Genomic DNA, 12,943 nt, shown 5'->3' on the forward strand with positions numbered 1-12,943 from the left:
ATAGCAGAGATGGTCAGACTACCGGGACGACGGGAGCGCTCGTTCCCAAGGGTGGTGAAAGAGAGACCCTATAAATATCCGACAGCCAGAAGAAAAAATGCCAGTCAGGCTTAACTGACTGGCATTACGGCTCAGGCCGGGTTTTTTATTGGGTCGGAATTGAGATACGGGCGGATGACATGAGGGCACCGCGTTAGCGGCGCGAGGACGCCAGACCCTAAGCGGCCCCGGACTGCGTGATCGCCATGGCGTTACTGCTTGATAGAGTTTTGTCGTGGTTGGCTGTGAGAAACCTATCTGATCAGGCATAAAAAAACCCCGGCAAGCCGGGGTTCTTCTTGTGCTGAAAACGGTGTCGTGCGGGGATTAGCCAGCAACCGCGATGCGTTTCATATCGGTCATGTAGCCACGCAGTTTACGGCCAACCGCTTCGATTGGGTGCTGACGTACGGCTTCGTTGACGTCACGCAACTGCGCGTTATCAACCTGAGTGCCTTCAATCGCTTTGCCCAGATCGCCCGGCTGCAGGGTGGTCATGAACTCTTTCAGCAGTGGAACTGCCGCGAAGGAGAACAGGTAGTTACCGTATTCTGCGGTATCAGAGATAACCACGTTCATTTCATACAGACGCTTACGTGCAATGGTGTTCGCGATCAGCGGCAGCTCGTGCAGTGATTCGTAGTAAGCAGACTCTTCAATGATGCCTGCATCGATCATGGTTTCGAAGGCCAGCTCAACGCCCGCTTTCACCATGGCAACCATCACAACGCCTTTGTCGTAGTACTCTTGCTCGTCGATTTTACCTTCGAACTGTGGTGCGTTCTCGAATGCAGTTGCACCGGTCTCTTCACGCCAGGTCAGCAGGTTTTTGTCGTCGTTCGCCCAGTCAGCCATCATGCCGGAAGAGAATTCGCCAGAGATGATGTCATCCATGTGCTTCTGGAACAGCGGAGCCATGATGGTTTTCAGCTGCTCAGACAGTGCGTAAGCACGGATTTTCGCCGGGTTAGACAGGCGATCCATCATCAGGGTGATGCCACCGAATTTCAGTGACTCGGTGATAGTTTCCCAGCCGAACTGAATCAGTTTTTCGGTATAAGCCGCATCGTGACCTTCAGCCACCAGCTTATCGAAGCACAGCAGTGAACCGGCCTGCAGCATACCGCACAGGATAGTCTGCTCGCCCATCAGGTCAGATTTTACTTCTGCAACGAAGGAAGATTCCAGGACACCAGCACGGTCGCCGCCGGTGGCAGCAGCCCAGGCTTTAGCAATCGCCAGGCCTTCGCCTTTTGGATCGTTTTCTGGGTGAACCGCGATCAGGGTTGGCACACCAAAACCACGCTTGTACTCTTCACGCACTTCGGTACCTGGGCACTTCGGTGCTACCATCACCACGGTGATATCTTTACGGATAGTTTCACCCGATTCAACGATGTTGAAACCGTGTGAGTAGCCCAGCGCTGCGCCATCTTTCATCAGAGGCTGTACCGCTTTAACTACCGCTGAGTGCTGCTTGTCTGGCGTCAGGTTAACCACCAGATCCGCCTGTGGGATCAGCTCTTCGTAAGTACCCACTTTGAAACCGTTATCGGTCGCTTTGCGGAAAGAAGCACGCTTCTCAGCAATCGCTTCAGCACGCAGTGCATAAGCGATATCCAGACCGGAGTCACGCATGTTCAGGCCCTGGTTCAGACCCTGAGCGCCACAGCCAACGATAACGACTTTCTTGCCTTTCAGGAAGCTAGCGCCATCCGCGAATTCATCGCGTGACATGAAACGACATTTGCCTAACTGCGCTAACTGGTTGCGCAGATTCAATGTGTTGAAGTAGTTAGCCATGGGTACTCCGGTTAGATGTTGTGTTTGCTTTTGTTCGGTAACGACACCGTATTCAGTGCCGCGAATGACCCCATCATATGACAGGAAATCTATTGCTTAAATTGATATATTAGCAAGGTCACATTGCAGAATTTGCAACAACACGTTGAGGTGAAACGCGCATGGATTTACGAGACCTGAAGCTCTTTCTTCATCTGGCCGAAAGCTGTCATTTTGGTCGCACCGCGCGTGCTATGCACGTCAGCCCTTCCACGCTCTCTCGCCAGATTCAGCGCCTTGAGGAAGATGTCGGTCACGCGCTGTTCCTGCGTGATAACCGCACCGTGACGCTCACTGAAGCCGGCGAGCGCCTCAAGCAATTTGCTCAGCAAACCTTGTTGCAATATCAACAGCTGCGCCACGTGATGGATCTGAACGGCCCTTCACTGAGCGGCGAGCTGCGCCTGTTCTGCTCGGTGACCGCCGCTTACAGCCATCTGCCTCCAATTCTCGATCGCTTCCGTGCAGAACATCCACAGGTGGAAATCAAACTCACCACCGGTGACGCCGCCGATGCGATTGAGATGGTGCAGTCGGGCGAAGCGGATTTAGCGATTGCCGGTCGTCCTGAATCGCTGCCAGCCAGCATAGATTTTACGCCATTAGGCATTATTCCGCTGGTGCTGATCGCCCCGGCGCTGCCTTGTCCGGTGCGAGGCCAGGCAACGCAGGACAATCCCGACTGGTCACAGATCCCCTTTATCGTTCCAGAACAAGGGCCTGCACGGCGCGGTATTGATTTGTGGTTCCGTCGCCATCGCATTCCCAATCCACAAATTTACGCCACGGTTTCTGGCCATGAGGCGATTGTATCGATGGTAGCGCTGGGATGTGGCATCGCGCTGCTGCCGGATGTGGTGCTGGAGAACAGCCCGGAGCCGGTACGCAATCGCGTACTGACGCTGGAGAATGTGGAGTCGGTCGCGCCGCTGGAACTGGGCGTGTGCGTACAAAAAAAGCGGCTCGGGGAGCCGCTTATCAGTGCTTTCTGGAACCTGCTGTAGTTACTGCCCGGCGAGAAAGAAACGGAATGCCGGGTTGTTCGCTTCATCGTGCCATTCGTAGCCCAACGCCGTGAGATGGGTTTCGAAATCCGGCTCTTGATCGTTGGCTTCGAAGGCCACTAGCACGCGACCAAAATCGGTACCGTGGCTGCGATAGTGGAACAACGAGATATTCCAGTGTGCGCCGAGCGTCTGCAGGAACTTCAGCAGCGCGCCCGGAGCTTCCGGGAACTCAAAGCTAAACAGGCGCTCGCGCAGCGGTTTCGATGGACGACCGCCGACCATGTAGCGCACGTGCAGCTTCGCCATCTCATCATCTGACAGATCCACCACCTGGTAGCCACCTTCGCTGAGCTGGCTGATGATCTCACTGCGCTCTTCCAGACCGCGCGTTAAGCGCACCCCGACGAAGATGCAGGCGTTATCGGCATCCGCATAGCGATAGTTGAACTCGGTGATCGAACGGCCACCCAGCGTCTGACAGAAACGCAGGAAACTGCCCTGCTGTTCCGGGATGGTGACCGCCAGCAACGCTTCGCGCTGTTCGCCAATTTCACACCGTTCCGACACATAGCGCAGGCCGTGGAAGTTGACGTTGGCGCCCGACAAGACGTGCGCGAGGCGCTCGCCTTTGATGTCGTGCTGCTGGATGTACTTCTTCATGCCCGCCAGCGCCAGCGCACCCGAAGGTTCCGCCACCGCACGCACATCTTCGAACAGATCTTTCACCGCCGCGCAGATGGCATCGCTATCCACGGTGATGATGTCATCGAGATACTCTTTGCACAGGCGGAAGGTTTCGCTGCCAATGCGCTTCACCGCCACACCTTCAGCAAACAAACCGACGCGCGCCAGATCAACCGGCTCGCCAGCATCCAGTGCCGCTTTCAGGCAGGCCGAATCTTCCGACTCAACCGCGATCACTTTGATTTGTGGCATCAGCTGTTTGATCAGCACCGCCACGCCCGCCGCCAGACCGCCACCACCGACCGGCACGAAGACGCGATCGATATGCGCATCCTGCTGCAACAGTTCCATCGCCAGCGTGCCCTGCCCGGCAATCACTGCCGGGTGGTCAAACGGGTGCACAAAGGTGTAACCCTGCTGCTCGGCCAACTCAATCGCTTTGGCTTTTGCCTCGTCGAAGTTAGCACCAAACAGATAAGCCTCACCGCCAAATGCGCGCACTGCATCAACCTTGATGTCTGCCGTGGCCAACGGCATCACAATCAGTGATTTGATGCCAAGCGTACTGGCCGAAAGCGCCACGCCCTGCGCGTGATTACCGGCCGAAGCCGTAATTACGCCGCGTGCTTTTTGTTCTTCGGTCAGCCCGGCAATCATCGCGTACGCCCCGCGCAGCTTGAAGCTGTGCACCGGCTGACGATCCTCACGCTTCACCAGAATGGTGTTGCCAAGGCGCGATGAAATTTTTTCCATTTTTTGCAGCGGCGTGACCTGGGCAATTTCGTACACAGGCGCACGCAGCACCGCGCGCAAATACTCCGCGCCGTTAGGCGACGCGGGTAGCGGTTGAGACTCAGCCATCAGTTGTTAGCCTCCCAGCTTGGACTTATCGCGTACCGCGCCCTTGTCAGCGCTGGTCGCGAGTGATGCATAAGCACGCAGCGCGAACGAAACCGCACGTTCACGATTGTGCGGGGTGTAAGCCGCTTCGCCACGTGCCAGCTCTTTCTCACGGCGCGCATGGATTTCGTTGTCTGGCAGATCCAGATGGATACGACGGTTCGGGATATCCAGCTCAATCATGTCGCCATCCTGGATCAGCGCAATGGTACCGCCACTCGCCGCTTCAGGTGAGATGTGACCGACAGAGAGACCGGAAGAACCACCGGAGAAACGACCATCGGTGATCAACGCACAAGCTTTACCCAAGCCCATGGATTTCAGATAGGTGGTTGGATAGAGCATTTCCTGCATGCCCGGACCGCCTTTTGGCCCTTCGTAACGGATCACCACGCAATCGCCCGCCACAACTTTGCCGCCGAGGATCGCATCTACCGCGTCATCCTGGCTTTCATAAACTTTGGCTGGACCTTTGAAGGTCAGCAGCTCAGCATCAACGCTGGCGGTTTTGACGATACAACCATCTTCTGAGATGTTGCCGTACAGCACGGCCAGACCGCCATCCTGAGAGAAGGCGTGCTCACGAGTACGGATACAACCCTCTTTACGGTCATCATCGAGTGTGTCCCAACGGCAGTCTTGTGAGAAGGCCTGGGTGGTACGGATGCCGGCTGGGCCCGCGCGGAACATTTTCTTCACCGCTTCGTCTTGGGTCAGCATGATGTCGTACTGATCCAGGGTCTCACGCATGCTCTGCTGCAGAACGTTGCGCGCACTGGTATCGATCAGCCCGGCACGATCCAGCTCGCCCAGAATCGCGACAACGCCACCAGCACGGTGCACATCTTCCATGTGATATTTCGGCGTACTCGGTGCCACTTTGCACAGGTGCGGTACTTTGCGCGACAGGCGGTCGATATCTGACATGTTGAATTCGATTTCGCCTTCCTGCGCCGCTGCCAGCAGGTGCAGAACGGTGTTGGTGGAACCGCCCATGGCGATATCCAGCGTCATCGCATTCTCAAATGCCGCTTTGGTGGCGATGTTGCGTGGCAGTACGCGCTCATCATCCTGCTCGTAATACTTTTTGGTCAGGCTAACGATGCGCTTACCGGCGTTGAGGAACAGCTCTTTACGGTCGGCGTGGGTCGCCAACAGTGAACCGTTGCCTGGCTGTGCCAGACCCAGCGCTTCGGCCAGACAGTTCATCGAGTTCGCGGTGAACATCCCTGAACAAGAACCACAGGTTGGGCAGGCAGAGCGTTCGATTTTATCGCTGTCTTCATCGCTGACATTCGGGTTAGCACCCTGAATCATCGCATCAACCAGATCCAGCTTGATGATTTTATCGGACAGTTTAGTTTTACCGGCTTCCATTGGGCCGCCGGACACAAAGATCACCGGGATGTTGAGGCGCAGTGACGCCATCAGCATGCCGGGGGTGATTTTGTCGCAGTTAGAGATACACACCATGGCATCGGCGCAGTGCGCGTTCACCATGTACTCCACGGAATCGGCGATCAGCTCGCGCGAAGGCAGTGAATACAGCATGCCGCCATGACCCATGGCGATACCGTCATCCACCGCGATGGTGTTGAACTCTTTGGCGACACCACCGGCGGCTTCGATTTGCTCAGCCACCAGCTTGCCCATATCGCGCAAGTGCACGTGGCCCGGCACGAATTGGGTGAATGAGTTAACCACGGCGATAATCGGTTTACCGAAATCGGCGTCGGTCATTCCTGTGGCGCGCCACAGGGCGCGTGCACCCGCCATGTTACGACCATGGGTGGTGGTGGCAGAACGGTACTTAGGCATGCTCTATTTACTCCAGTCTGAAATATGACGCGGGCGCAGCTGCACCCGCGTAACTGTCTTGTTATGGATTAACTTGATCCAACCAGCCGTACTTGTCTTCGGTTTCGCCAGTGAACAGGCCGAAGAATGCGCTCTGAATTTTGGTGGTCACTGGACCGCGTTTGCCCGCACCGACCTGAATGCCGTCAACGCTACGTACCGGGGTGATTTCTGCCGCAGTACCCGACATGAACACTTCATCAGCCAGATACAGAGATTCACGCGACAGCGTTTGCTCACGCACTTCGATACCCAGGTCGATCGCCAGCTTGATGATGGCGTCACGGGTGATACCTGGCAGGGCTGAAGAAGTGAACGGCGGCGTGAACAGAATGCCATCTTTCACTTCGAACAAGTTTTCGCCAGCACCTTCTGAAATATAGCCGTTGGTGTCGAGAGCGATACCTTCCTGATAACCGTGGCGACGCGCTTCGCTGCCGACCAACAGTGAGGAGAGGTAGTTACCACCGGCTTTAGCCGCGGTTGGCAGGGTATTCGGTGCAACACGGTTCCATGAAGACACCATCGCATCGATACCGTTTTCCAGTGCTTCAGCACCCAGGTAAGCACCCCATGGGAAAGCAGCGATGATCACGTCGGTGGTGTAGCCATCTGGTGGGTTCACACCCAGGCCTACGTCGCCAACAAACGCCAATGGACGAATGTAAGCGCTTTTCAGTTTGTTCACGCGAATCACTTCGCGGCACGCTTCCATCAGCTCATCAACAGAGGCGGCGATAGGAAAACGATAGATTTTGGCGGAGTCGTGCAGACGCTGCATGTGTTCACGGTGACGGAACACCACTGGGCCTTTGTGTGAGTCGTAGCAACGTACGCCTTCAAACACTGAAGTACCGTAGTGCAGTGCGTGAGACATGACGCTGACCTTGGCATCTTCCCACTTAACCATCTCCCCGTTGAACCAAATAAAGTCTGCTTTCTTCGTACTCATTGTTATTTCCTTTGGCGACTAAGCGCGGATTTGTTGTGATGTCTGTTGCTGGATCTCGACACAAGCGACATCCATAAGTTTGCTTAACTGCGAAGACAGTAAATCGACCGAACGCTGGCTGGCAACGGTCATCTCGATATTAATGTTCTCAGCGTTGATCGCAGATGCCATGTTCATCGAGCACACTTGGAAGCCACGGTGGCGGACAACACGCAAAATGCGCTCCAATATTTCAGGGCGGAAGCGGGCTTCGATAGACAATTGATGCTGATTCATGCGGTTTTCTCCATCATGTTTGCGTTGCTGGCACCCGGCGGTACCAATGGCCAGACGTTTTCATGCTCATCAATCGAAACATGCAGGAAGTAAGGACCTTCACTGTTCAGCAGAGCATCTATCGCGGCGTCGACCTGATCTTTACGGCTAATGTGCTGGCCTGGGATATCAAAGGCGCTGGCCAGCGTGAGGAAATCGGGGTTATCGGTGAGGATGGTTTCACTGTAGCGGCCATCAAAGAACAGCTGCTGCCACTGGCGCACCATGCCTAAACGTTGGTTATCCAGCAGCAGGATTTTCACCGGCAGCTTACCGCGCTTGATGGTGCCCAACTCCTGAATGTTCATCATGATTGAGCCATCGCCTGACACGCAGATCACGGTGTCTTGCGGGCGGGCAACCTGCGCGCCGATGGCGGCTGGCAGTCCGAAGCCCATGGTACCCAGGCCGCTGGAGGTGATGAAGTTCTCTGGCTGAGTGAAGCTCATGTGCTGCGCAGCCCACATCTGGTGCTGCCCCACATCGGTGGTCACCACGGCGCTGTCTGCTTTACGATCGGAGAGCTGTTTCAGCAGCAGCGGCGCGTAAATGGCCTCGCCTGGATGATCGTAACGCCAGTCAAACTCGGCTTTCATCGCTTTTACTTCGGTGCGCCAGCCCTCAATCTGCATCGGCATACTCAACGCGGGCAGCACCTGGTTCAAATCACCTTGCAACGAAACGTGCGCACGACGCAATTTGTTCAACTCGGCCGGATCGATATCGATATGAATGACATTCGCATGCGGGGCGAAGGTGTCTAACTTACCGGTGACGCGGTCGTCGAAACGCGCGCCAACGGCGATCAGTAAATCGCACGATTGCACGGCAAGGTTGGCAGCTTTGGTGCCGTGCATACCCAACATGCCAAGATAGAGATCGCTGCTGGCGTCTGCGCTTCCCAGGCCTTTCAACGTGGACACCGTTGGGATGCCGGTTGCTTCAGCCATGGCACGTAATGCAGGCACCGCTTGTGCCATGCCAACACCGCCGCCGATATACAGCATTGGCTTATGCGACTGCGCCATTAATGCGCGGGCTTCCGCGATATGCTCTGGCGAATGACTGATCGCCTCTTCAACCGGCAACAGGTGTGGGGTTAAATCGGCACTAGCAATTTGGATGTCTTTCGGGATATCCACCAGAACCGGACCGGGACGGCCAGACTGGGCGATGGCAAAGGCTTCGGCCATCGCGGAAGGCAAATCTTCGAGGGATTCAACCAGGAAACTGTGCTTGGTGCAGGCTAATGACAGGCCGAGAACGTCGATTTCCTGGAAGGCATCGGTGCCGATGAACGCAGATGAAACCTGACCGGTGATCGCGACAACTGGGATGGAATCCATAAACGCATCTGCTAAACCGGTGATCAGGTTAGTGGCGCCGGGACCGGAAGTGGCGATACACACGCCAGTTTTACCGGTGGCACGGGCATAACCAATTGCCGCCATCACTGCACCTTGCTCATGACGACACAGTAGGTGTTCCACGCCGCCATCGTAGAGCGCATCGTACACTGGCATGATTGCGCCGCCAGGATAGCCAAACACTGTGTCGACACTCTGCGCGCGTAAAGCCTGAACTACCCACTGTGCACCTGTCATCGTTATTCTCCTGTATTCCTGGTGGAACAACAGAATTTTATGCTACTGCTCATAATCTGTTCCTCGCTGATTCGCTGATATTTAGCCAGGTCGAAAAAAAACCCCCGGACCTTTCGGTGCGGGGGTTTTTGGAATTCCGGGCTTGATTTTTAAGCCTTTCTTTCTCCAAGCGATGCCCCGCACGGTGGGATAATAATCACCACCACGCTAATCACGACTAGGCTAATCACTTGTAGAAGGGCTTTCATGTGTTGTCTGTTTTTTCGATTGTTCGAAGTAATACCTACAGAGTTACCATAGTTATCTACGCGTTGACAATTATTTTCATAATGTTTTTTTATGACGTAAGCAATGGGTGTGGGTTATCGCCTTGTAAGTTAAAGGTTATTTTAAGTTGTGAAAAATTTTCATTACGCACACTGCGAAACCTCTCTGTTAATTCTGCGATATCGACCTCAACTGCGGCGAAAACATTGTAAAAACCGCCGATTCACTGGAATCCGGCGCTGATGTTTTTTAATCGCATTCGCAATCTGAATTTACTCCTCGCATGATGAAGACAACAAGGAGTGGTTATGTCTTTATCAAAGGTTCTCACTCGCGCGGCGCTCGGCGTACAGGCGCCATTGGTAACGGTTGAGGTGCATATCAGCAAGGGGTTGCCCGCTTTAACGCTGGTTGGCTTGCCTGAAACCACGGTAAAGGAAGCGCGGGAACGGGTACGCAGTGCCATTATCAATAGCGGATTCACCTTCCCTGCTAAACGCGTCACCATCAATTTGGCTCCTGCCGATCTGCCAAAAGAAGGTGGGCGCTACGACCTTCCCATCGCCATTGCGATTCTCGCGGCCTCAGAGCAGCTTCCTGACGCGAAACTGGCGCACTATGAGTTCCTGGGGGAGTTAGCACTCAACGGCGCGCTCTGTGGCGTTCAGGCCTCTATTCCAGCTGCGATGGCCGCTTTGCAAGCCGGCAGGCAGATGGTGTTAGCTGAAGAGAATCAACAGGATGTCGGATTGATCAAACAAGGGGAAACGCTCGTCGGTAAACATCTGCTCGAGATCTGCGCTTTCCTGCATAACCAGTCGACACTCACCGTTGCGTATTCTCAACCTGAGGCGCTGCAACAGGAAAGCCAGGACCTCAGCGAAATCATCGGTCAGGAACAAGGACGTCGCGCCCTGGAGATCACTGCCGCTGGCGGGCATAACCTATTACTGCTTGGACCGCCCGGCACAGGGAAAACCATGCTGGCGACCCGCCTGCCCGGCATTATGCCGCCCTTAGACGACCAGGAAGCGCTGGAGTGCGCAGCGATTAATAGCCTGGTCAGCAGCCGAAACCTCCATCATCACTGGCGCAGAAGGCCATTCAGAGCACCTCATCACAGCGCTTCGCTGTATGCGTTAGTGGGAGGGGGAGCAATCCCCCGGCCTGGTGAGATCTCTCTGGCGCACAATGGCGTCCTGTTTCTGGATGAACTCCCGGAGTTTGACCGCAAGGTACTGGATGCATTACGCGAGCCCATTGAATCCGGCGAGATTGCGATTTCCCGTACACGCGCCAAAGTCACTTATCCAGCGCGCTTTCAGTTAATTGGCGCCATGAACCCCAGCCCTACCGGGCATTATCAAGGCAGTCATAATCGATGCACGCCGCAACAGGTGCTGCGCTATTTGAGCCGGCTCTCAGGTCCGTTTCTTGATCGCTTTGATCTGTCTCTGGAAATCCCGTTGCTACCCAGTGGAACCTTAAGTCAAAAACAGGAGGTCAGTGAGAGCAGCGAGACGGTACTTAAACGCGTCCTTGCTGCTCGTCAGAGGCAAACTGAGCGAGCAGGCAAAATAAACGCGCATTTATCTAATCCGGAGATTGCCCAGTGCTGTGTACTGAGACAGGACGATGCTATATGGCTGGAAGCTGTATTGAATTCGCTGGGTCTTTCTGTGCGCGCGTGGCAACGCATTTTGAAAGTCGCCAGGACGATTGCCGATTTGGCAGGGGAGGAGACGATTTCACGACAGCATTTGCAGGAGGCGGTGGGTTATCGCAGCATTGACCGGTTGCTAATCTTTCTGCACAACAGTCTGGAATAAAAAACGGGGCTTTAGAAGCCCCGCTATTTTTTAATCATCGCTATCGCTAAAGTCTTCCACAGTGTCCATCTGCGGCTTACCGCCAGACAATGTGTGGAAACGCTTAGGACGCTTAATACGTGCGGTATATTTCGACCAGACACGTTCAGCTTCCGTTTGCGGCTCACGCAGACCACGACATACTTCTAAAAACGAACGCTCTTCTTCAGTCGCTGGCTCACGCTTGGCGAGGTCCAGTTCATTGAAGGCGTAACCGTGGCGTTCCAGAAGCTGAGCTTCTTTAATGGTGAAATCACCATGACGCGAAAAACCACGAGGGTAATGTTTGTTATCAAAGAAACGATTTGTTGTTGCGAAGCTATCCGCCATTTTACACGCTCCCGACTCTCTTATGGCCGTGCTATTTATGGCGCGGAGTATTAGATAGGCTTGACAGAGTGTAAAACAAAACATTTAAATCAGTACGACAAACATTTTTTGGGAGAATGCTGTGGATACGGAATTACTGAAAACTTTCCTCGAAGTGAGCAGAACACGCCATTTCGGGCGTGCTGCTGAAGCGCTTTACCTCACGCAATCTGCCGTTAGTTTTCGCATTCGTCAGCTGGAAAATCAGTTGGGAGTCAACCTTTTCACCCGTCATCGAAATAATATTCGGCTGACTTCTGCGGGTGAGCGTTTATTACCCTATGCAGAGAGCCTGATGAGTACCTGGCTGATGGCTAAAAAGGAAGTTTCACATACACAACAGCATCATGAGCTATCGATAGGTGCCAGCGCGTCGTTGTGGGAAGCTTATCTAACCCCTTGGTTAAAAACGCTTTATGAGAACCGTGAAAGCCTTCACCTTGAAGCACGTATCGCACAACGGCATTTGCTGGTAAAGCAATTACATGAGCGTCAGTTGGACCTTTTAATCACCACCGAAGCGCCCAAAATGGATGAATTAACCAGCCAACAGATTGGTCATATTTCACTCGCGCTCTTCCGCGCACGTAAGACTGAGAAACGTGAAAAATATGATTACATTAAACTGGAATGGGGTGCGGATTTTCATCAACATGAAAGTTATTTATCCAGTGATGATGTGCCAGTATTGACCACAACTTCAGCGCATGTGACACGTGAATTACTCCACACTACCGGCGCCTGCGCGTTTTTACCGGATTCATGGCACAGCATTTATAGTGATTTGATGGTTATTCCAGATACACCCGTTGCCGTTCGTCCACTCTATGCGGTGTGGCTGCAGAATAGCGATCAACAAGCACATATTCGTCAGCTGCTTAAATTTCCAGTATTGACGCAATAAAGCAGAAATTGAGAGGGGTTTGAGTGTCGCGCAGTGAAACTCAAACCCTTTTCACTGACGAAGTTATGAGGTAAATGCCAAATTTTGGACAAAAAAAATCCTTTGCCGAAGCAAAGGATTGTTTTCTGGCAGGGGCGGAGGGACTCGAACCCCCAACACCCGGTTTTGGAGACCGGTGCTCTACCAATTGAACTACGCCCCTAAAAGGGTGGCGGAACGGACGGGGCTCGAACCCGCGACCCCCTGCGTGACAGGCAGGTATTCTAACCAACTGAACTACCGCTCCACCGATTCTGTACCAAAATCAGAAAACCGTTCTGACTTCGGGTGTTTCG

Annotated in this window: 12 protein-coding genes and 2 tRNA genes; 4 read left to right on the forward strand and 10 right to left on the reverse strand. The window is 54.1% G+C overall.

What is annotated here, in order from left to right; translation table 11 throughout:
• On the forward strand, positions 1-114 hold a 114-nt coding region (locus FD744_RS25750), incomplete at its 5' end, for a hypothetical protein (RefSeq protein WP_237449408.1).
• A gap of 252 nt (positions 115-366) precedes the next feature.
• On the opposite strand, the gene ilvC is transcribed toward FD744_RS25750, so the two are convergent.
• Positions 367-1,842 (reverse strand): ketol-acid reductoisomerase, encoded by a 1,476-nt coding sequence (gene ilvC / locus FD744_RS24675; RefSeq protein ID WP_097119457.1) that lies wholly within the window; start codon positions 1,840-1,842, stop codon positions 367-369.
• 161 nt (positions 1,843-2,003) lie between these two features.
• Between ilvC and ilvY the strand changes: the two genes are divergently transcribed.
• Positions 2,004-2,885 carry an HTH-type transcriptional activator IlvY gene (gene ilvY / locus FD744_RS24680; RefSeq protein WP_160869936.1) on the forward strand — a complete coding sequence of 294 codons (882 nt, stop codon included), beginning with the start codon at positions 2,004-2,006 and terminating at the stop codon, positions 2,883-2,885.
• Here the strand turns inward: ilvY and ilvA are convergent, their stop codons facing one another.
• The 6 genes from ilvA to ilvL form a co-directional block, all read right to left on the reverse strand.
• Positions 2,886-4,433 carry a threonine ammonia-lyase, biosynthetic gene (ilvA, locus tag FD744_RS24685; protein ID WP_160869938.1) on the reverse strand — a complete coding sequence of 516 codons (1,548 nt, stop codon included), beginning with the start codon at positions 4,431-4,433 and terminating at the stop codon, positions 2,886-2,888.
• A gap of 6 nt (positions 4,434-4,439) precedes the next feature.
• Positions 4,440-6,290, reverse strand: coding sequence for a dihydroxy-acid dehydratase (ilvD, locus tag FD744_RS24690; RefSeq protein WP_097119460.1), 1,851 nt, complete (start codon positions 6,288-6,290; stop codon positions 4,440-4,442).
• 61 nt (positions 6,291-6,351) lie between these two features.
• Positions 6,352-7,281 (reverse strand): branched-chain amino acid transaminase, encoded by a 930-nt coding sequence (locus tag FD744_RS24695; protein WP_034820022.1) that lies wholly within the window; start codon positions 7,279-7,281, stop codon positions 6,352-6,354.
• Positions 7,282-7,299: 18 nt separating this feature from the next.
• Positions 7,300-7,557: an acetolactate synthase 2 small subunit gene (gene ilvM, locus FD744_RS24700; protein ID WP_034820026.1), complete on the reverse strand. Its 258-nt coding sequence runs from the start codon at positions 7,555-7,557 to the stop codon at positions 7,300-7,302.
• On the reverse strand, positions 7,554-9,200 hold the full coding sequence (gene ilvG, locus FD744_RS24705; protein WP_160869940.1) for an acetolactate synthase 2 catalytic subunit: 1,647 nt from the start codon (positions 9,198-9,200) through the stop codon (positions 7,554-7,556). The genes ilvM and ilvG overlap by 4 nt, the downstream gene beginning before the upstream one ends.
• A gap of 149 nt (positions 9,201-9,349) precedes the next feature.
• Positions 9,350-9,448, reverse strand: a complete 99-nt coding sequence (gene ilvL, locus FD744_RS24710; RefSeq protein ID WP_071531048.1) for an ilv operon leader peptide — start codon at positions 9,446-9,448, stop codon at positions 9,350-9,352.
• A gap of 327 nt (positions 9,449-9,775) precedes the next feature.
• Between ilvL and FD744_RS24715 the strand changes: the two genes are divergently transcribed.
• Positions 9,776-11,296, forward strand: coding sequence for a YifB family Mg chelatase-like AAA ATPase (locus FD744_RS24715; RefSeq protein ID WP_160869942.1), 1,521 nt, complete (start codon positions 9,776-9,778; stop codon positions 11,294-11,296).
• Positions 11,297-11,326: 30 nt separating this feature from the next.
• Here the strand turns inward: FD744_RS24715 and FD744_RS24720 are convergent, their stop codons facing one another.
• Positions 11,327-11,665: a DUF413 domain-containing protein gene (locus tag FD744_RS24720; RefSeq protein WP_034820034.1), complete on the reverse strand. Its 339-nt coding sequence runs from the start codon at positions 11,663-11,665 to the stop codon at positions 11,327-11,329.
• 121 nt (positions 11,666-11,786) lie between these two features.
• On the opposite strand from FD744_RS24720, the gene hdfR reads away from it, so the two are divergent.
• Positions 11,787-12,608 carry an HTH-type transcriptional regulator HdfR gene (gene hdfR / locus FD744_RS24725; protein ID WP_034820037.1) on the forward strand — a complete coding sequence of 274 codons (822 nt, stop codon included), beginning with the start codon at positions 11,787-11,789 and terminating at the stop codon, positions 12,606-12,608.
• Positions 12,609-12,734: 126 nt separating this feature from the next.
• Here hdfR and FD744_RS24730 read toward each other — a convergent pair.
• Both FD744_RS24730 and FD744_RS24735 read right to left on the reverse strand, forming a co-directional pair.
• Positions 12,735-12,810: transfer RNA gene (locus tag FD744_RS24730), tRNA-Trp, on the reverse strand.
• Between the two features lie 7 nt (positions 12,811-12,817).
• Positions 12,818-12,894 (reverse strand) — tRNA-Asp (locus FD744_RS24735).
• Positions 12,895-12,943: the final 49 nt, after the last annotated feature.

The organism is Pantoea sp. Taur (genome assembly GCF_009830025.1).
GTDB lineage: Bacteria > Pseudomonadota > Gammaproteobacteria > Enterobacterales > Enterobacteriaceae > Pantoea > Pantoea communis.